The 19732-nt window shown below is 60.5% G+C and carries 20 protein-coding genes, 1 rRNA gene and 1 riboswitch; of the genes, 19 read left to right on the top strand and 2 right to left on the bottom strand.

Annotated elements, in window-relative coordinates:
- The first annotated feature begins 156 nt into the window (after positions 1-156).
- Positions 157-269 (top strand): 5S ribosomal RNA (rrf, locus tag HZ993_RS10670).
- Between the two features lie 81 nt (positions 270-350).
- Here the strand turns inward: rrf and HZ993_RS10665 are convergent.
- Entirely contained in the window at positions 351-1088 is a 738-nt protein-coding gene (locus HZ993_RS10665; protein ID WP_209397787.1) for a hypothetical protein, read from the bottom strand.
- A 103-nt stretch (positions 1089-1191) separates the two neighbouring features.
- Between HZ993_RS10665 and HZ993_RS10660 the strand changes: the two genes are divergently transcribed.
- From HZ993_RS10660 to HZ993_RS10615, 10 genes are all read left to right on the top strand, one after another.
- A complete protein-coding gene (locus HZ993_RS10660) occupies positions 1192-1923 on the top strand; it encodes a GNAT family N-acetyltransferase (RefSeq protein ID WP_209397785.1) in 732 nt (243 codons plus the stop codon).
- 85 nt (positions 1924-2008) lie between these two features.
- On the top strand, positions 2009-2878 hold the full coding sequence (locus HZ993_RS10655; protein WP_209397783.1) for an HlyC/CorC family transporter: 870 nt from the start codon (positions 2009-2011) through the stop codon (positions 2876-2878).
- Positions 2871-4445, top strand: a complete 1575-nt coding sequence (lnt, locus tag HZ993_RS10650; RefSeq protein WP_209397781.1) for an apolipoprotein N-acyltransferase — start codon at positions 2871-2873, stop codon at positions 4443-4445. The genes HZ993_RS10655 and lnt overlap by 8 nt, the downstream gene beginning before the upstream one ends.
- Positions 4446-4471: 26 nt before the next feature.
- Positions 4472-5377 carry a glycine--tRNA ligase subunit alpha gene (gene glyQ, locus HZ993_RS10645; RefSeq protein WP_209397779.1) on the top strand — a complete coding sequence of 302 codons (906 nt, stop codon included), beginning with the start codon at positions 4472-4474 and terminating at the stop codon, positions 5375-5377.
- Between the two features lie 19 nt (positions 5378-5396).
- Positions 5397-7535 (top strand): glycine--tRNA ligase subunit beta, encoded by a 2139-nt coding sequence (gene glyS / locus HZ993_RS10640; RefSeq protein WP_209397777.1) that lies wholly within the window; start codon positions 5397-5399, stop codon positions 7533-7535.
- Positions 7536-7637: 102 nt separating this feature from the next.
- A complete protein-coding gene (gmhB, locus tag HZ993_RS10635; RefSeq protein ID WP_209397775.1) occupies positions 7638-8213 on the top strand; it encodes a D-glycero-beta-D-manno-heptose 1,7-bisphosphate 7-phosphatase in 576 nt (191 codons plus the stop codon).
- Between the two features lie 63 nt (positions 8214-8276).
- On the top strand, positions 8277-9017 hold the full coding sequence (locus tag HZ993_RS10630; RefSeq protein ID WP_209397773.1) for a 1-acyl-sn-glycerol-3-phosphate acyltransferase: 741 nt from the start codon (positions 8277-8279) through the stop codon (positions 9015-9017).
- A 64-nt stretch (positions 9018-9081) separates the two neighbouring features.
- Entirely contained in the window at positions 9082-10011 is a 930-nt protein-coding gene (locus HZ993_RS10625) for a M48 family metallopeptidase (RefSeq protein ID WP_209397772.1), read from the top strand.
- A 101-nt stretch (positions 10012-10112) separates the two neighbouring features.
- The gene (locus HZ993_RS10620) at positions 10113-10550 is read left to right on the top strand and encodes an Hsp20/alpha crystallin family protein (protein WP_209397771.1); all 438 of its coding nucleotides are present in this window, start codon (positions 10113-10115) and stop codon (positions 10548-10550) included.
- A 15-nt stretch (positions 10551-10565) separates the two neighbouring features.
- On the top strand, positions 10566-10946 hold the full coding sequence (locus HZ993_RS10615; RefSeq protein ID WP_209397770.1) for an Hsp20/alpha crystallin family protein: 381 nt from the start codon (positions 10566-10568) through the stop codon (positions 10944-10946).
- Here the strand turns inward: HZ993_RS10615 and HZ993_RS10610 are convergent.
- Positions 10943-12094, bottom strand: coding sequence for an MBL fold metallo-hydrolase (locus tag HZ993_RS10610; protein ID WP_209397769.1), 1152 nt, complete (start codon positions 12092-12094; stop codon positions 10943-10945). The genes HZ993_RS10615 and HZ993_RS10610 overlap by 4 nt on opposite strands.
- A 110-nt stretch (positions 12095-12204) precedes the next feature.
- Between HZ993_RS10610 and HZ993_RS10605 the strand changes: the two genes are divergently transcribed.
- The 8 genes from HZ993_RS10605 (at position 12205) to HZ993_RS10570 (ending at position 19525) form a co-directional block, all read left to right on the top strand.
- Complete coding sequence (locus tag HZ993_RS10605) at positions 12205-12630, top strand: MerR family DNA-binding transcriptional regulator (protein WP_209397768.1); 426 nt, start codon at positions 12205-12207, stop codon at positions 12628-12630.
- A 58-nt stretch (positions 12631-12688) separates the two neighbouring features.
- Entirely contained in the window at positions 12689-13870 is a 1182-nt protein-coding gene (locus HZ993_RS10600) for an isovaleryl-CoA dehydrogenase (protein WP_209397767.1), read from the top strand.
- Between the two features lie 5 nt (positions 13871-13875).
- Positions 13876-15903 (top strand): LTA synthase family protein, encoded by a 2028-nt coding sequence (locus tag HZ993_RS10595; RefSeq protein ID WP_209397766.1) that lies wholly within the window; start codon positions 13876-13878, stop codon positions 15901-15903.
- A 22-nt stretch (positions 15904-15925) separates the two neighbouring features.
- Positions 15926-16588 (top strand): carbonate dehydratase, encoded by a 663-nt coding sequence (can, locus tag HZ993_RS10590; protein ID WP_209397764.1) that lies wholly within the window; start codon positions 15926-15928, stop codon positions 16586-16588.
- 66 nt (positions 16589-16654) lie between these two features.
- Positions 16655-18535 (top strand): bifunctional isocitrate dehydrogenase kinase/phosphatase, encoded by a 1881-nt coding sequence (gene aceK, locus HZ993_RS10585; RefSeq protein ID WP_209397762.1) that lies wholly within the window; start codon positions 16655-16657, stop codon positions 18533-18535.
- Positions 18532-18930: a DUF6713 family protein gene (locus HZ993_RS10580; RefSeq protein ID WP_209397760.1), complete on the top strand. Its 399-nt coding sequence runs from the start codon at positions 18532-18534 to the stop codon at positions 18928-18930. Before aceK ends, HZ993_RS10580 begins: the two co-directional genes overlap by 4 nt.
- On the top strand, positions 18930-19118 hold the full coding sequence (locus HZ993_RS10575; RefSeq protein WP_209397758.1) for a hypothetical protein: 189 nt from the start codon (positions 18930-18932) through the stop codon (positions 19116-19118). Before HZ993_RS10580 ends, HZ993_RS10575 begins: the two co-directional genes overlap by 1 nt.
- A gap of 44 nt (positions 19119-19162) precedes the next feature.
- A complete protein-coding gene (locus HZ993_RS10570; protein WP_209397756.1) occupies positions 19163-19525 on the top strand; it encodes a 5-carboxymethyl-2-hydroxymuconate Delta-isomerase in 363 nt (120 codons plus the stop codon).
- A 55-nt stretch (positions 19526-19580) separates the two neighbouring features.
- Positions 19581-19681: riboswitch (TPP riboswitch) on the top strand.
- Positions 19682-19732: the final 51 nt, after the last annotated feature.

Here is a 19732-nt window from a genome sequence, read left to right as displayed (position 1 = left end):
CTCATATGGATCAAGGAAGTTATGCCAAGTTGACGCATTCAAAAATCCTGCCAGTAAGCAATTACTCGTAGGTTCGTTAAATCGATGAAGCTGATTAGCTCTATAAATTGGTCGTCTTGACTGGTTCATTCCAAATCAAGATGACAAACAGTTATGTCTGACGACCATAGCGAAGTGGTACCACTCCTTCCCATCCCGAACAGGACAGTGAAACGCTTCTGCGCCGATGATAGTGCGGGTTCCCGTGTGAAAGTAGGTCATCGTCAGACTATTAAATAGAAAACGCCCAGTCAAGCGACTGGGCGTTTTTTTTCGCCTTGCTTTTTCTGATTTAGCTTAAAGAGGCGCGTTCAGATAAGGCAGCGCTTCAGTTCTACTCCGCACTGTTCTGCATTGCCGTGCGACAAGCGCTCAATCCATGATGATTCGCGTGTACGGATGGTGTTCAAAAACTCATCGGCACTGCGTCCCTTGCCGGACATGTTCGCGAACGTATCAAATCCAGTCTCAAGGAAGTCCTGCAGAGAACCCAGCCCCGCTGCCCTGGCCGGGCCCCGCATCATTCTGAGCATCAAACGCAAGCCAGGCGTTCTGGTTAGTCGATCAAGTTCCTTGCCGACACTAAGCACTACTTCCAGCTGACGTAATCGGTCCTCGGTCCGCCCGACACTTCTCCAACAGCCGATGTAATTGGGTGCATCGCCTTGTGACCCCGCCGCGCTATGCAGGACCCATTGCTCAGCCATCTGCCAATCCAGCTCTTCGGTCAATAGATGTAACTGGGCTAACGAAACAGCGGTAGTTATTACCTGTTGTGGAAATAGACGCTGCAAGGCGCCAGCAATCCGAGAGAACTGTGCGTCACGCTGCGAATAGTCCTTGTCGCTGTACAGATCGTCCAAAAAGAAGCGCGCTGCAGCTCCGTACTCTGTGGAACGCAGCAAATCGCCATAGGTCCCGGCAAAACGTTTAGCCTGCAATGCTTTGACGGTCACAAGTGCCGCACCCAAGCCAGGGTATCCCGCCGCCTTTTGCCTAATGGCGCCTACCCTGGCAACCGCGTCCCTGATCGTGTCTGCTGCATCCATAACGGGCTCAGTGTACAGAGCAGACGCCCCGCAATAGGCCATCCGACGGTCCAAGAAGTGACTTTGGGGTGCAAAGACTAGGGAATACCCGTATATTCCGGCCATGCGTACTGCGACCAACCTCATCAAAGCTTCCTTGGAAGTGGGGCGAGACTTCTTGCGCCCGCCACAGGATAGAACGGGTGAAAACACAGCTGAACGTACGACCCCGCTGCTAGTCCCCATACGGTCCCTGGGAGCCAACCACCGTGACCGTATAGCCAAGCACCTGCTGTCGCTTGACCAGCAAGACCGATACCTGCGGTTCGGCTATCTGGCGCAGGACGAGCACATCCAGCGTTATGTGGATGGGTTGGACTTTGAGCGGGACGAAATATTCGGCATTTACAACCGCAAACTCGATCTGATCGCGATGGCCCACCTGGCAAAAGCGGCGGACAAGAACCACCAGGCGTGTGCAGAGTTTGGCGTGTCCGTGCTGCCGTCTGCACGGGGCAGGGGTTACGGTGCCCGGCTGTTCGAACGTGCCGCAATGCACGCTACCAACGACGGCATCAACCTCTTGTTCATCCACGCGTTGAGTGAAAACGTGGCCATGCTGAAGATTGCACGCAACGCCGGCGCCAAAGTCGAGCGTGACGGGACCGAATCCGAAGCCTATTTGCACCTTCCGCCCGCCACCTTTGACAGCCAAGTCACCGAGCTCATCGAGGAGCAGGTCGCGCAGACCGACTACCGCATCAAGGTACAAGCCAAGCAGTTCTGGAGCTTCTTGGCTGACGTGCAAGAAGTGCGGCGCAACGCCATTGACGCCCAAAGCCGCAGTTCTCCCTGAATCCGGGCCTCATAGCGGGTGAGTTGCCACGCAAATCCGCTATCCTAGGGGTTCCGAAACAAAGGCAACCTTTGCCCCCACGTCAGTGTCAGACCCACATCCCGCGCGTACGCCAGACAAAGAAGACAAGCGTACATTTTTGCGCAAACTGGCCGAGTTCCTCCACCCCGGCCCCGACTCGACCGCCGAGCTGATTGAAACGCTGGCGGAGGCTGAGGACAACAATATCATTGGCGCTGAATCCCGCGTCATGTTGGAAGGCGTGATTCGCATGGCGGACATGACCGCCGGTGATGTGATGGTGGCCGCGACCCGCATGGACCTGCTGGACATCCAGGCGCCAATGGATGAACTGATCAACACCGTGATCGACACTGCGCACTCCCGCTTTCCGGTGTTTGAGGGCGAGCGCGAAAACGTCATCGGCATCCTGATGGCAAAGGACCTGCTCAAGCTGCGGCGTGCGCCCGAACTCAATATTCGCGCTCTGTTGCGCCCCGCCGTTTTTGTACCAGAGACCAAGGGCCTGAACGATCTGCTGCGCGACTTCCGCGGCAACCGAAACCACCTGGCCATCGTCATTGATGAGTTCGGCCGTGTCGCAGGTCTCATCACCATTGAAGACGTGCTGGAGCAGATCGTTGGCGAGATCGAGGACGAATTCGACATTGCCGAGGACGAAGGCGATATCTTTGCGCTGGCCGATCGCACCTACCGTGTCAGTGGTGACACGCCGCTGGAGCGGGTCAACGATGCGTTCTCGGTGAGCTTGAACGGTGTTGACCCTGACCAACATTTCGACACGATTGGCGGTTTGATTGCTCACCAGATGGGCCATGTTCCTAAACGGGGTGAGCGTTATTCTGTGGGCGGCCTGGACTTCCTGGTGTTGCACACCAAAGGTGGTGCAGTGAAGTGGTTCAAGGTATCGCCCATAGCGGATGTGGATGGCTAACGGCGTGGTGGATGCGCCGACACGTCCACGATGGGGTGTGTCCGCCGCTTTGAAGGCTACTATTGTTTTTATAGCGGCTTGCGCCCAATCCGCAGGGGTTAGCTGGCCATTTTCCTTTGGATTTGAAGCGGGGCAGCCCTTGTGGTGGTTGCAGTGCCTGGCATTGGCCGCGCTGGTTGGCGTGCTGCACCGTTGCAGCAGTACAAAACAGGCGGCGGGTTTTGGCCTGTTGTTCGCAACTGCCTGGTTGTGCGCCACCTTTTGGTGGTTATACATCTCCATGCACACCTATGCGGGCCTGAACAGCTTGGTGACTATGCTGGCGATTGTGTCGTTGGCGGCAGCGCTAGGGCTGTATTACGCGGCGGCCTGCGGCCTGTATTGGCGAATGAAGGGCGACAGGCCTTTGCTGGCCAGCATGGTGTTTGCGGCCCTGTGGACCATGGCCGAGATGGCGCGCGGCACCTGGCTGACCGGCTTTGGCTGGGGCGCCGTCGGTTACGCCCACCTGACAGGACCTCTGGCCGGTTATGTGCCCTGGGTGGGTGCCTATGGTGTGGGGGCGCTTGCCGCATGGCTTGCGGCGGGACTTGTACTTGCGCTGCAGCGTGGTGTGGCACTGCGGCTGACCCTGGTGGCAGTCTTGGCCGCAGGCTGGTTGCTGCCACTGACCCAAACGGCCTGGTCGCAGGGCGCTGGCAAACTATCGGTCACGCTGCTGCAGGGCAATATTCCGCAAGACGAAAAATTCCAGCCCGGCTCCGGCATTCCCCTGGCCTTGCAGTGGTACGGGGATGCGTTGAACCGCAGCGCCACTGACCTGGTCGTTGCACCAGAAACGGCTCTGCCCGTGTTGCCGCAAGACCTTCCTGACGGTTATTGGGATGCATTAGCCGGTCGCTACGCCGAGGGAGCGCAGGCCGCCTTGGTCGGCTCGCCCTGGGGAAATATGCGCGAGGGTTATACCAACTCGGTGTTCGCCTTCGGCCCCAACCAGAAGGGGGAGTGGCGCTACGACAAACACCACCTAGTGCCGTTTGGCGAATTCATTCCACCGCTGTTCCGCTGGTTCACGCAGATGATGAACATCCCCTTGGGCGATTTCAACCGCGGCGCCATCGGCCAGCCGTCATACCCGTGGAAGGGTCAGCTTCTCGCGCTGAACATCTGCTACGAAGATTTGTTTGGAGAGGAGTTGGGCGCGCGGTTCATAGACCCGGCCCTTGCCCCCACCATCTTCGTCAATGTCAGCAACATCGGCTGGTTCGGCGATTCCGTCGCCATCAACCAGCACTTGCAGATCAGCCGCATGCGGGCGCTGGAGTTTGAGCGGCCCATGCTGCGCGCGACCAACACCGGCGCCACCGTCATCATCGACCACACCGGCCGTGTGACCGCTTCCCTGCCGCGCTCTACCCGCGGCGTGCTGGTGGGCGAGGTGCAAGGTCGCACCGGCACCACGCCGTTTGCGTGGTGGGTGGCGCGTTTTGGCCTGTGGCCTATCTGGATCGTTGCACTTGCTATTGTTTTGGTAGCTGCCTACACACGGCGGACGAGGGCGGCCTAGCGGTTTCGCCCCTGTAAAATCGGGGCATGCTCACATTTCAACAAATCATCCTGAAATTGCAGGCCTATTGGGCCGACCAGGGCTGCGCGCTCTTGCAGCCCTACGACATGGAAGTCGGTGCCGGCACCTCGCACACCGCCACCTTTTTGCGTGCCCTTGGGCCTGAGCCCTGGAAGGCCGCCTACGTGCAGCCCAGCCGCCGCCCCAAGGACGGCCGCTACGGCGAGAACCCCAACCGCCTGCAGCACTACTACCAGTACCAGGTGGTGTTGAAGCCCGCACCCAGCAATATTCTGGAGCTGTACCTAGGTTCGCTCGAAGCGCTGGGCTTTGATCTGAAGAAAAACGACATCCGTTTCGTAGAAGACGATTGGGAAAATCCCACGCTGGGCGCCTGGGGCCTGGGCTGGGAAGTCTGGCTGAACGGCATGGAAGTGACCCAGTTCACCTACTTCCAGCAGGTCGGCGGCATCGACTGCAAACCCATCACCGGTGAAATCACCTACGGCTTGGAACGCCTGGCCATGTACCTGCAGGGTGTGGACAACGTCTACAACCTGACTTGGACCGATGGCCTGAGCTACGGCGACGTGTACAAACAGAACGAGGTTGAGCAATCGACCTATAACTTTGAGCACAGCGACGCCGATTTCCTGTTCACCGCCTTCACTGCGCACGAGAAGCAGGCCAAACATTTGATGGAACAGCAATTGGCACTGCCTGCGTACGAACAGGTGCTGAAGTGCGCGCATAGCTTCAACCTGCTGGATGCGCGCGGTGCCATCAGCGTGACCGAGCGTGCGGCCTATATCGGCCGCATCCGCAACCTGGCGCGTGGTGTGGCGCAAAGTTACTACGAGAGCCGCGAACGCTTGGGCTTCCCGCTGGCGCCACGCGAATGGGTGGAGCAGATGACGAAGAAGGCTGCGTGAGCGCACGGAGAGAACAAGAATGACAACAACAACAACCAAAAACCTTCTGGTCGAACTATTTGTGGAAGAGCTGCCGCCCAAGGCGCTCAAGAAATTGGGTGAAGCGTTTGCTTCCGTGCTGGCGGATTCGCTCAAGGCGCAAGGCCTGACCGGCGCCGACGCAGCGGTCACCCATTTCGCATCACCCCGCCGTCTAGCCGTACACGTCACGACCGTGGACCCACAGGCCGCCGACAAGGCCGTCTCGCAAAAGCTGATGCCGGTTGCCGTGGGCCTGGATGCCTCGGGCAACGCCACCCCCGCCTTGCTGAAGAAACTGCAGGCATTGGGCGCTGACGCTTCCGCCGTTGCAGGCTTGAAGCGCGCGCCTGATGGCAAAGCCGAAGCCCTTTTTTACGACAGCACCGTCAAAGGCGCGACGCTGGCCGTTGGTTTGCAAAAAGCATTGGAAGACGCCATTGCCAAGTTGCCCATCCCTAAGGTCATGACCTACCAGTTGGAAAGTGGCTGCGAGTTGCCCGGCTGGACCAGCGTGAGTTTTGTGCGCCCAGCCCACAGCCTGATCGCCCTGCATGGCGCGGACGTGGTGCCGGTGCAGGCGCTGGGCTTGAAGGCCGGCAACAGCACGCAAGGCCACCGTTTTGAAGCCAAGGTATCGCCGGTGGTGTTGAAGGACGCGGACAGCTACGCCGCAACACTGGCACAGGACGGCTCCGTCATCGCCAGCTTTGCCGAGCGCCGTGCCGAGATCGCACGTCAGCTCGCCGCCGCCGCGGCCAAGGTCGGCGGGGGCTGCAAACCTATCGACGACGACGCCCTGCTGGACGAAGTGACTGCACTGGTTGAGCGCCCCAATGTACTCATCTGCACCTTCGAAAAAGAGTTTCTCGATGTGCCGCAGGAGTGCCTGATCCTGACGATGAAGGCCAACCAGAAATACTTCCCGCTACTGGACGCGGCCAACAAGCTGACCAATAAATTTTTGGTGGTCAGCAACATCAATCCCGACGACGCAAGTTTTGTGATCGGCGGCAACGAACGTGTGGTGCGCCCGCGCCTGGCCGACGCCAAGTTCTTCTTCGACCAAGACCGCAAGAAGACGCTGGAGTCGCGTGTCGACGGCCTGGGCAAAGTGGTGTACCACAACAAACTTGGCAGCCAAGGCGAACGCGTGGCCCGTGTGCGTGCCATTGCCAAGGCGATTGCAGCGCAGTTGGGCGATGCGACCTTGGTGGCGCAGGCCGACCAGGCAGCACAACTGGCCAAGACCGATCTGGTCACCGACATGGTTGGCGAATTCCCCGAGCTGCAAGGCACGATGGGCCGTTACTACGCATTGAACGACAAGCTGCCCGTGGCAGTAGCCGATGCGATTGAAGACCACTACAAGCCACGTTTTGCGGGTGATACCTTGCCGCGTGGTGATGTGGGCGTGGTGGTTGCGCTGGCCGACAAGCTGGAAACGCTGGTCGGTATGTTTGGCATTGGAAATGTGCCCACCGGTGACAAGGATCCGTTTGCGCTGCGCCGCCATGCATTGGGCATTGTCAGAATGCGTATCGAGCGTCAATTGCCTATGACGTCCGGTGATTTAGTCGATATTGCGTTTGCTGCATTTCCGCGCGGGTTGATTGGCGAGGCTCATACCGATGTTCTGGGGTTTTTGCAGGATCGCCTGAGTGGCTATCTGCGAGACACTGGTTATTCAAGTGCGGAAGTAGAAGCTGTTATGGCTGCGACTGGTCGGTCGTCCTGGGCGGATCTTCCCAAGCGCCTTGCCGCCGTGCGCACCTTCGCAGCCCTGCCAGAAAGCCCCGCGTTGGCCGCAGCCAACAAACGTATCAGCAACATTCTGAAGAAGGTCGATGGCGATGTAGGCATCCAAGTCAACGACGCGTTGCTAATCGAACCCGCTGAGAAAGCTCTGGTCACTGCACTCAAATCTGTGGCGCCCGTGGCAGATTCCGCGTGGGCTGCGGGAAATTACACCGAAAGCCTTCAGGCCTTGGCCGCACTAAAAGCCCCGGTAGATGCGTTCTTTGACGGCGTGATGGTTAATGCTGAAGACCCAGCGCTTAAGGCCAATCGCCTGGGCTTGCTGAAGATGCTGCACGTCGCCATGAACCGCGTCGCCGACCTCTCCAAACTGGCCACATGAAGACCCCCACGCTCCACCGTTGCACGGGTCGCTGCCCCCCAGGGGGGCTAGCCTGCCTTGGGGCGGCCCGGCAGCAGGCTGTTCTCTACTGATAAGGTTGATATGAAACTCGTCATCCTCGACCGCGACGGCACCATCAACGAAGACAGTGCCGACTTCGTCAAGTCTCCCTCCGAGTGGGAGCCCTTGCCCGGCGCGCTGGAAGCCATTGCACGGCTCAACCATGCGGGCTGGCATGTGGTGGTGGCGACCAACCAGTCGGGTCTGGGGCGCGGGCTGTTTGACGTGGCCTCGCTCAACGCCATGCACGCCAAGATGCACACCATGCTGGCAGCGGTCGGTGGCCGGGTCGATGCCATCTTCTACTGCCCCCACGCGCCCGACGAGGGCTGCCGCTGCCGCAAGCCCGAGCCCGGGCTGTTCGAGCAGATCGGCGAGCGTTATGGCATTTCGCTGGATGGCGTGCCGGCCGTGGGTGATGCTCCGCGTGATCTGGTGTCTGCCGTGACCGCAGGGTGCGCGCCACATCTGGTGCTGACCGGCAAGGCCGCCTCCCTGCGCGACCGTCCGCTACCTGATGGTTACCCGCTAGACACCGTAGTGCACCAGGACTTGGCTGCCTTTGCCGAATACATCGTGATGCAGGATGTGCGGCCCTCTCAAGCGGCTGATCTGTAATGCTACTGATTTAGTAGCTGTACCTTCAATATATACGGGGGCTACAGGCCCATTTGACTAAACATGCCCTTTCTGCGATCGATCCTGCACATGGCCTGGCTGGTGCTGACCGTGATCCCCTACACGCTGGCCATCATCCTGGTGGCGGTGCTGCGCCTGGACCGTTCTTACCGTTACCGCATCGCGTCTGCCTGGCTGGGTTTGAGCAGTATGGGCAGCGCCCGTGTGCTGCTGGGCATCCACACCCGGGTCACCGGCATGGAGAACCTGCCCACCGGTGAGAAGAGCCCGGCCGTGCTGCTGGTCAAACACCAGTCCACACTGGAAACCTTTTTGATGCCCGCGCTGATGCCGCACCGGCTGGCGTATGTGTTCAAGAAAGAACTGTTGTACGTGCCGTTCTTCGGCTGGGCCATCGGCTTGCTGGACATGATTTATATCGACCGCAGTCTGCGCACCCAGGCGTTTAAAAAGGTGGTTTCGCAGGGCAAGGAGCGGCTGGCCCAAGGCACCTGGATCATCATGTTCCCCGAGGGCACACGCATGGCACGTGGGCAAAAGGGTGTGTACGAGACCAGTGGCACCCGCCTGGCCGTGCAGACCGGCGCACCGGTGATCCCGATTGCGGTGACGTCGGCCAAATGTTGGCCACGCAAAGCCTTTATCAAGACACCCGGCACGGTTGACGTGTCCATTGGCAAACCCATCCCCAGTGAGGGCCGCCACCACAAGGAGCTGATGCAGGAAGTGGAAAACTGGATCGAGGCCGAGATGCGCCGCCTGGACCCCGAGGCCTACCGCTGATGGCCCCCACGCCTGTCACAGCGCGTACAGCGCTGCCACTGTAGCCCCTCTCTCGGTGCCTACCATGCGCGGCTTCTTCCAGTACACCTTGGACCTGTTTGATGCCCTAGCCCCCGCGGATGTTGCCTCAACCGCTCCTGAAACCATAGCGGTTGTCGCGCATTCTGCTCCATCACAAGCTTCCCCTGGCGTCAGCCATAAACTTGTTCAGCCCCTGAGCCAGGCGATAGTCCCTGCCACCTTTACCCACCCGCACGCCAACCGCGAAGTGCGCCTGGGCGATGCCACGGTGGCCTACTTGTTTCAGCGCGCCAAGCGGCGCACCATTGGGTTTGTGGTCGGGCCTGACGGCCTGGTTGTGCGGGCCCCGCGGTGGACGCCGCTGGGTGAAGTGGATGCGGCGCTGCGCGAAAAGTCGCAGTGGATCACCCGCAAGCTGGGTGAATCGCGCGAGCGCCAGGCCCGCCAGCACGAGGCCCGTATCGACTGGTGTGACGGCGTCGTGCTGCCGCTGTTTGGCGACAACATCCAGGTGGTGCTGGACCCCAGTCACAACTTTGGCGCGGTGGGTGCGCAGCTGGATGCTACAACGCCAGACGCCGCCTACCGCGCGCTGCGTGTAGGCCTCTGCCAAGCAGCCACGCCCGAGCAGATCCGTGATGCTGTGCAGGCCTGGCTGATGCGCCAGGCGCGTGCGTATTTTGTGCAGCAGCTGGACCACTTTGCGCCCCTGCTGCAGGTGCAGTGGCGCAAGCTCAGCCTCAGCAATGCGGGCACGCGCTGGGGCAGTGCCAAGTCGGATGGCTCCATCCGCCTGAACTGGCGCCTGGTCCACTTCCGCCCGGCGGTGATCGACTATGTGGTGGCCCATGAGCTGAGCCACTTACGCGTCATGGACCACAGCCCCCGTTTCTGGGACACCGTGCGCAGCGTGGTGCCCGACTATGCCGCGCTGCGTGGGCAGCTCAAGGACGATGCGATACCCAAGTGGTAGGTGATTCTGGGCGAAGGCGGGCCCTTGAAATCAAAAAATGCCGCCCCAATTTTTTTCCCTGAACCCGCCGGAAGGGCCGGCGGACTTCTTGGAGACCAGCCATGTACCGAACCTACACATCGCGTGACTTGTTGTCGGAGTTGGGTCGCTTGCAGCGCCAATTCCAACGGTATGCGAACACCCCATCCAGCATACGCGGCGACGGGCGTACGGAATTCCCGGCGCTGAATATTGGCGGAACGCCCGATTCCGTTGAAATCTACGCCTTTGCCCCGGGCTTGGACCCCAAATCCATTGACGTGACCATAGAGCGCGGCGTACTCACCGTATCGGGTGAGCGCAGTTCTGAACTGGCGGGCGAGAACCGTGGCGAGGCCGTGCACATCCAGGAGCGGTTTGTGGGCAAATTCCGCCGCGCCGTCAGCCTGTCCGACGATGTGGACCCCACCCAGGTGACCGCGCGGTATGTGGACGGCATCTTGTGTGTCAGTGTCAAGCGCCGCGAGTCTGCGCAACGCCGCCACATAGAAATTCACTAAGGAAAGGAGCACACCATGATCGACAAAAGCACTGCCAAAGAACAGCTTGCCGATACGCCTGAGGAGGGTGTTACAACACCCTTGGTGGACGTGGTCGAAGACTCTTCGGGCATCACCCTGTATGCAGATTTGCCGGGTGTGCCCAAAGACAAGCTGCGCATCCGGGTCGAGTCAGACACACTGTTTGTCGAAGGGGAAATGAGCCTGCCATGGGTCAAGGACCTGCAGGCCAGCCATGTCGAGGTGCCTTATCCACGTTACCGGCGCAGCTTCACCCTGGGCAAGGAACTCGACCGCGACAAGGTGGCCGCAGAGTTCCGCCAAGGGGTGTTGCGCTTGCATATCCCCAAGGTCGAACACGTCAAGCCGCGCAAGATCGAGGTGCAGGTCGCCTAAGCGGACGCCAGGCCAAACCGGTAGACGCCTTGCGCGTCTGTGGTGCGCTGCAGTTGGCCGGCAAACCACAGTGCGTGCAGGTGGGCCACGGCCTCACCCATGGCAAAGGTCGTCTGGTGCATGTCCAACGGGCGCTTGAACAACACGGGCAGTATGTCGAAGGCGCAGCAGGGGCGTTCTGTGCAGGCCTCCATCACCTCGGCCAGTCGGTCGCGGTGGTGGTCGTGCAACTGCTGGATGCGGGTGTGCATGCCCGTGAACGGCTTACCGTGCGAGGGCAGTACCAGTGTGTCTTCGGGCAGTGCGCGGAACTTGTCGATGGAATCCAGAAACTGCACCAGCGCATTGGACTCGGGCTCCTGCTCGTAAACGCTGACGTTGGTACTGATTCGGGGCAACATCATGTCGCCCCCTATCAACACGTTGAGCTCTGCACAGTACAGTGCAATGTGTTCCGGCGCATGGCCATAACCGCTGATGCAGCGCCAGCCTCGCCCGCCGATATCCAGCACCATGCCATCCATCAGCCGCCGGTATTGTGGCGGCACGGACGGCACCAGAGACGGAAAGTACCCCGTGCGGCCCTTGATTTGCTCCACCGCCTCGGGGCTGTTCAGGCCGTGGGCCGCAAAGTATTCCGCTGCACGGTCGCCGCCAAAGCCGGTGGGACCCAAACAGCCCAGGCGGGCTACCTGGTAATCGGTGGCGCTGATCCACAAGCGGCATTCACGATGAGCCCCCACGCTTGCGTCTTCGCTGCTGCGCTGCCCCCCGAGGGGGCTGGGCGCGCCTTGGGGCGGCCCGGCGCCGCGCCCACTCCACCGCTCACACAGCCAGTGCGCCAGGCCAATATGGTCGGGGTGCATGTGGGTGACGATGACCCGCAGTATCGGCAGGCCTTGCAGCTCATGGGCAAAGATGGATTCCCACTGCGCCTTGGCCTCGTCGCGGTGGATGCAGCAGTCCACAATGCTCCAGCCCTCCACCCCGTCCACACAATCGCGCAGCAGCCAGAGGTTGATGTGGTTCAGCGCAAAGGGCAGGGTCATGCGTATCCACCGTACGCCGGGCGCCACTTCCAGCGTGCCGCCACTGGGGGCCAGCGCCTCGCCCAGCGGGTAGTGGAGCTGCATTTCCAGATCGTTCATGGGGTGGGCGCCTTTTTATTGGATAATTGACGTTTACGTAAACGTCAACAAAATGGGCATTCTAGGTGGCGTCATTTGAAGCCACTGTCGCCCTTGTTCACTCAGGATCCATGAGCACAACCTACAGCATTGGCGATCTGGCCCGCGAGTTTGACCTGACCACCCGCGCCATCCGGTTTTACGAAGACCTGGGGCTGCTGGAGCCCCAGCGAACCGGCCCAGGTGGCCGCAGTCGCGTCTACAGCGGGCGCGACCGCACGCGTCTCAAGCTCACGCTGCGGGCCAAACGCCTGGGCCTGTCGCTGACCGAGGCCAAGGAGATCATCCAGATGTACGACAGCCCGCGTGATACTGGTGCGCAGCTGCAGAAGTTCCTGGATGTGCTGGCCGCACACCGCCTGCAGCTGGAATCCCAGATGACCGACTTGCAGGCCAATCTGGACGAACTGAAGACCCACGAAAAAGAAGCCCGCGCACTATTGGCCAAGGCCACCAAGCCGGCTGCCAAACCAGCCCCCAAGAAGACCAAGGCCTGACCCAGCCGCCCCAATCCATACATACCCAAACCCCCAAGAGCAACAGGAGACAACCACCATGAACAACCTACCCGGCCTGAACTTCCAACTCGGCGAAGACATTGACGCCCTGCGCGACGCCGTGCGCGAATTTGCCCAAGCCGAGATCGCCCCCCGCGCGGCCGAGATCGACAAGACCGACCAGTTCCCCATGGACCTGTGGCGCAAGATGGGTGACTTGGGCGTGCTGGGCATCACCGTGGGCGAGGAATACGGCGGCGCCAACATGGGCTACCTGGCCCACATGATTGCGATGGAAGAAATCTCCCGCGCGTCGGCCTCCGTAGGCCTCTCCTACGGCGCCCACAGCAACCTGTGCGTCAATCAGATCAAGCGCAATGGCACCGATGCACAACGCGCCAAATACCTGCCCAAGCTGATCAGCGGCGAGCACGTGGGCGCGCTGGCCATGAGCGAGCCGGGTGCTGGTTCTGACGTTCTGAGCATGAAGCTCAAGGCCGAAGACAAGGGCGGTTATTACCTGCTCAACGGCAACAAGATGTGGATCACCAACGGCCCCGACGCAGACACGCTGGTGGTCTATGCAAAATCAGAGCCTGAATTGGGCGCGCGCGGCGTCACCGCCTTTCTGATCGAAAAGGGTATGCCGGGCTTCAGCATCGCGCAAAAGCTGGACAAGCTGGGCATGCGCGGCAGCCACACGGGTGAACTGGTGTTTAACAACGTCGAAGTGCCCCACGCAAACGTGCTGGGTGCGGTCAATGGCGGCGCCAAGGTGCTGATGAGCGGCCTGGACTACGAACGTGCGGTTCTGACCGGCGGCCCGCTGGGCATCATGCAATCCGTCATGGACAACGTCATCCCCTACATCCACGACCGCAAGCAGTTTGGCCAGAGTATTGGCGAATTCCAGCTGATCCAGGGCAAGGTCGCCGACATGTACACCGTGCTGCAGGCCGGTCGTGCCTTTGCCTACACCGTGGCCAAGAACCTGGACCTGTTGGGCGTGGAACACGTGCGCCAGGTGCGCAAGGACTGCGCTTCCGTCATTCTGTGGACCGCCGAGAAGGCCACCTGGATGGCAGGTGAGGGTGTGCAAATCTTTGGCGGCAATGGGTACATTAACGAATACCCACTGGGCCGCCTGTGGCGCGATGCCAAGTTGTACGAAATCGGTGCGGGTACATCGGAGATTCGCCGCATGCTGATCGGGCGGGAGCTGTTCGCTGAGACAATGTAGGGCTGATGAAGTCCACCCTTACCCGCACACTGAACACACTCCTCCATGGCACCCTGCGCGGCCTGTTGCGCGCCTGGGTGCTGGTGGTGCCACTGGTGCTGGCGCTATCGTTGATTCGCCTGGGCCAGCTGGCGTATTTCTGGCCTGCGGGCTACCAGGCCGCGCAGAGTGATGTGTTTGGCGCGCTGGTACAAGGCCTGCGTTTTGACCTGAAGGTCAGTGCCGTGGCGGGATTTCTCCTGCTGCTGGTACTGCCCTGGGTGTCGGGCAAGGTGCAGGGGCGCATTGCGGCGGGCGTCGCCTTCTTTTATGTGATGCTGTCCCTGGTCAATCTGCATTACTTCGGTTTTTACAAAACACCCATTGATTCGCTGGTGTTTGGCCTGGTGGAAGACGACACCACCGCCGTCTTGCAAACCATCTGGCATGACTTTCCGGTCGTGTGGACGCTGCTGCTAGCCGTGGTGCTGACCTTTTCGGCAGTGGTGGTGCATCGCTTGTTGCTTGCGCGCCTTCAGCCCGACACCGTGTTCCAGTCGCGCCACGTCGCGGTGAAACTGCTGGTGGCAACGGTGGTGCTGCTGGCCTTGTTGTTTGCTGGCAAGGGTACTTTGCGGCAGATGGCCTTGCAGCGCCAGCACCTGACCGTTACCACCTCCCAATTCCTGAACGACATGGTGCCCAATGGCCCCATTGCGCTGAAGTACGCCTGGGACAGTCGGGGCGAGTCGCAGAATCTGCAGAACCCATTGGCCGGGCTCAAGGCCATGGGTTTTGATTCGCCGCTGGCTGCGGCCGAGGTTCTGGGCATGCCCCACGGCAGCGAGGCCGAGGTCAAGGCGGCATTGACCGCACACGAAGCCTTGCCCGCGGGCACATCCAAGAAGAACCTGATCTTCTTCCTGATGGAGTCATGGAGCGCCGAGCCGCTGCTGTACCACGGGCCCACGTTCGATGTGCTGGGCCGCATGGCACCCACGCTGGCCGATGCCAGCAAGGCCTGCCGCTTCAGTAACTTCGATTCTGCCCAACCCGGTACCCACCCCTCGCTGGAAGCCATCCTGTTCTCCACCCCCATCACCCCGTTGACCATGGGCGATGTTGGGCGCAAGCCCATCCCCTGGGCCATTCCCAAAGTGGTCAAGGACGCTGGTTACCAGACGTTATTCGTCACCTCGGCCCGGTCCGGCTGGCGCGACCTGAACCGTGTGCTGGCGGTGCAGGGTTTTGACGAGGTGGTGGATGCCAATACGTTAAAAGAACACTACCCCGACGCCGACCTGGGCATATGGGGCGTCTGGGACAGTTATGTTTTCAAGTATTTGAGCAAACGCCTCGCGGCGCAGCCTGCGGACAAACCCATTTTTGTGTTCGTGCTCACCAGCACCAACCACCCCCCCTACGACCTGCCCAATGATTACCAGCGTGTGCCGCGTGACATGGCCCTGTGGAAGGGCGAAACCACATCCGACACCTTGCTGCTGAACCTGGACACCTACCACTACGCCACCGACCTGCTGGGCGGTTTTGTGCAGGATGTACAAAGGGGCCCGCTCAAGGCCAACACCGTCGTCGCCGCCACCGGTGACCACAATGTGCGCTCCTTCGGTTTGTATGCCGATGCATCACGCCGATACCTGCAGCGCCAGGTGCCCTTTGTGATCTGGGGTGAGGGCTTGCAGTGTGGCCCGCAGCAGGCGCTGCCGGCCAGCCACCGCGACATGTTCACCACGCTGCTGCCATTGGTAGGTGTGGAAGGCCCCTACATCAACGCGGGCCGCAACCTGTTGCGCACGCCACAGCCCCAGAACCCGCTGGAGGCACCCCGCGCCATGTTTTTCACTGGCGAAGTGCGCAATACCCAGGGCCTTTGGAAACTGGGCAACAAGGAATCGTTCACCTGCAGTTCGGGGCCTGGCACCACGGCCCCACCATCCGCAGCGCCGTGCCGATTCAACGCACAAGACGACCAGCAGGAGCGCGCCCGCTACGGGCTGCTGGACTGGAATGTGCGCCACTCACTCAAGAAATAGCAAGTCAACAAGGAGCTTACCGATGGCAGACAAACTCAACGACCTCTTCGCCCACAACCGCGCGTGGGCCGCCCGCATGGAGGCCGAGCGCCCTGGCTTCTTCACCAACCTCAAGGCCCAGCAAAGGCCCAAGTACATGTGGATAGGCTGCTCCGACAGCCGCGTGCCCGCCAACCAGATCACGGGCCTGGAGCCCGGCGAGGTCTTCGTGCACCGCAATGTGGCCAATGTGGTCGTGCATTCGGACCTGAACGCTTTGTCCACCATCCAGTTCGCCATCGACCTGCTCAAGGTGGAGCACATCATGGTGGTGGGCCACTATGGCTGCGCGGGCGTGCGTGCGGCGCTGGATGGCGCACGGGTGGGGCTGGCCGACAACTGGCTGCGCCACATCCAGGATGTGCGCGACCGCCACCGTCACCTGCTGGAGGCGTTGCCCGAACATGGCCGTGCCGATGCCCTGTGTGAGCTCAATGTCATCGAACAGGTGGTCAATGTGGCCCAGAGCACCGTGGTGCAGGACGCCTGGGCGCGGGGCCAGGGCGTCACCCTGCACGGCTGGGTCTACGGCCTGCAGGATGGTCTGCTGCAAGACCTGCACATGACAGTGAGCGGTGCAGAAGATCTGGAGGCGCTGTACCGCCAGGCGCTGGCCGGCATTCGCCTGATTGCCCGCCACGAGTAGGCTTAAGCAAAATTCGGCTTTAGCCCCCGTAATTGTTGACGGTATAGCTATAAATAAGTGAGCAAAATGTTTCCAACCCGACTGGACTCTTCCATTGCTTACGACATCGCCAAGGCGATGATGGACGGCTTCAACCGCCACTACCAGCTGTTCCGCACCGAGTCGGCCCGCGCCAAACACCGCTTCGAGACCGCGGATTGGCACGGCCAGCAGCGGGCCCAGCGCGAGCGCATCGAATTCTACGACCTGCGGGTCACCGAGTGTTCGCGCCGGCTGGAGCGCGAGTTCAAAGCCGGTGACCAGTCCATGGACATCTGGCAGCAGATCAAGCTGCACTACATCGGCCTCTTGGTGAACCACCACCAGCCCGAGCTGGCGGAGACCTTTTTCAACTCGGTTACCACCAAGATCCTGCACCGCAGTTATTTCCAGAACGACTTCATCTTTGTGCGCCCGGCCGTCAGCACCGAATACATCGAGAACGACGAGTCCGAAAAACGCCCCACCTACCGCTCCTACTACCCCACGCGCGACACCATGACCAGCGTGTTGCTGACCATGGTGATGGACTTTGACCTGCAGCGCCCCTTCGATCGGCTGGAGCACTACTGCGCCCTGGTGCAGCAGGCCATGATGGAGCGGCTGGGCGATGCCAAGTTACGCGCCAACTTCCAGATCCAGGTGCTGACGGGACTGTTCTTCCGCAACAAGGGCTGTTACATCGTCGGCAAGCTGATCAATGGTTTCAACGAGTTTCCGTTTGCGCTGCCCATCCTGCACACCAAAGTGCCGGCCACGGGCCGCAATGCCGCGGGTGATGCGGCGGAGGAGCGGCATGGCCAGCGGTCCAAACTGGTGATCGACACCGCGCTGTTTGGCGAAGACGATCTGCTGATGTTGTTCAGCTTCGCCCGTGCCTACTTCATGGTGGACATGGAGATTCCGTCGGCCTACGTGCAGTTTCTGCGCAGCATGATGCCGCGCAAGCCGCGCAACGAAATCTACAACGCGCTGGGTCTGGCCAAGCAGGGCAAGACCCTGTTCTACCGCGACCTGCTGGCCCACCAGCGCCACAGCACCGACAAGTTCCGCATCGCGCCGGGCATCAAGGGCATGGTGATGCTGGTGTTTGATCTGCCGTCGTTTCCCTATGTGTTCAAGGTGATCAAGGACTACTACCCGCCGCAAAAGGACACGACCCGCGAGCAGATCAAGGGCAAGTACCTGCTGGTCAAACAACACGACCGCGTGGGCCGCATGGCCGATACGCTGGAATACAGCGAGGTGGGTTTTCCGCGGGACCGTTTTAGTGACGAACTGATAGAAGAGATCCAGAAGTTCGCCCCCAGCCAGTTGGAGATCAGCGACCGCGATGGCGACGGCACGGTAGAAGTCATCATCAAACACGTCTACATCGAGCGGCGCATGATTCCGCTCAACATTTACTTGCAGGAAGCCTTTGATGCGGGCGGCGCCAATGCCAATGACACCAGTCCGGCGGCCGTGCGAGCCCGCGAGCAGATCGAACGCGGCGTGGTCGAATACGGCAACGCCATCAAGGACCTGGTGGCCGCCAATATCTTCCCCGGCGACATGTTGTGGAAGAACTTTGGCATCACCCGCCACGGCAAGGTGGTGTTCTACGACTACGACGAGATCGAATACATCACCGACTGCAACTTCCGCACCGTGCCCGCCCCGCGCAATGAAGAGGATGAAATGTCTGGCGAGGTCTGGTACAGCGTAGGCCCCAAGGACGTCTTCCCCGAAACCTTTGGACCCTTCCTGCTGGGCAACCCGGCCGTGCGCAGCATCTTCATGAAACACCACGCCGACTTGCTGGAGGCTTCTTTCTGGCAGGGTCACAAGGACCGCATCCAGGCGGGGCATGTGCACGACGTGTTTCCGTACGACAAGGAAAAGCGCTTTAAGCCGCCAACACCATGACCCCTGCATCCCGCCTGCACTGGCTCTTTTTAGCCAATGCCACCGTCCTCATCACGCACCAGATAGACGCTGCCTTCTGGCACGAGTGGGAGCTGTTTCGGATCCCCGGTGGCAACCAGGTGAATCTGCTGCTGAACATCCCCATCATTGCGCTGGTGCTGTATGCGCACAGCCGGGTGGTGGCGGATGTGCACACTGGCATGTTTTTCTACAAGCTGTTGGCGGCACTGGGTTTTCTGACCTGCGCCATCCATGCGGGCTTCATGCTGGCGGGCCATGCGGCGTTTGTGCAGCCGGTGTCGATTGGGCTGCTGGTGGCCACGTTTGTGCTTTCGGCATCGCAACTGTGGGCACTGCGCGGCAAGGCTGTGGTGTCGGTGCCGTTGCAATCCTGATGACGGCAAGACTTATGCAGGCGATGATTCGCGCATCCAGCGTGATCGATTTCCCGGAGGTTGAGCGTTTTATCCAACGCCAACACCAGGGTGGCTTGGCCGATCCGTCCGACGTGGCGGCGGCGATTGTGCACAATCTGGCGCGGCCGTCTCTGACCGGAGGCGAGCGCCATGGAGTCAGTGTCTAGGAAAACAGCTAGCTTTGCAGACGTTTGCAACCACAACGAAAAACATGCCCCATCTCACCATCGAATACACCGACAACCTGCCCCAGTTTGATGCCGATCAGGCCCTGCTGGCATTGAACCAAGCGCTGGTGGCCAGCGGCCAGTTTGAAGAGGAAGTCGACATCAAGAGCCGTGCGGTACGCCTCCATACATTTCTGGTGGGCACATCGCCAGGTGGTCGGGCCTTTGTGCATGCCAAGTTGGCCATTCTGAGCGGCCGGTCTCTTGAAACCAAGCAGGCGCTGTCCAAGGATTTGCTGGGCGCGTTGCATACGGCGTGTGTGTGGCCGCCGGGTTTGCACGTGCAGCTGTGCGTGGAGGTGCAAGAGATTGAACGGGCGTCGTACGCGAAGATGGCTGTAGGCTGAGCGGCACGTTCTGCCACATCCATGCGCAGGTATGGTCCTGGCTTTGTCGTACACTCCGCCCTGCCCGGGGTGCGCAATGGTTGCGCTGAGATGGATTCCAAACCCGTGAACTTGATCTGGTTCATACCAGCGTAAGAAGTGCAGAGCAGCCAATGGCCAAGCGCCGTTTGAGCTGCCTCTTTTCAGGGTTTGCGGGGCTGTGTTTTC

This window comes from Rhodoferax sp. AJA081-3 (genome assembly GCF_017798165.1).
Classification (GTDB): domain Bacteria; phylum Pseudomonadota; class Gammaproteobacteria; order Burkholderiales; family Burkholderiaceae_C; genus Allorhodoferax.
Note: the sequence above shows the minus strand (reverse complement) of the source record. Positions and strands in the feature narration are given on the sequence as shown.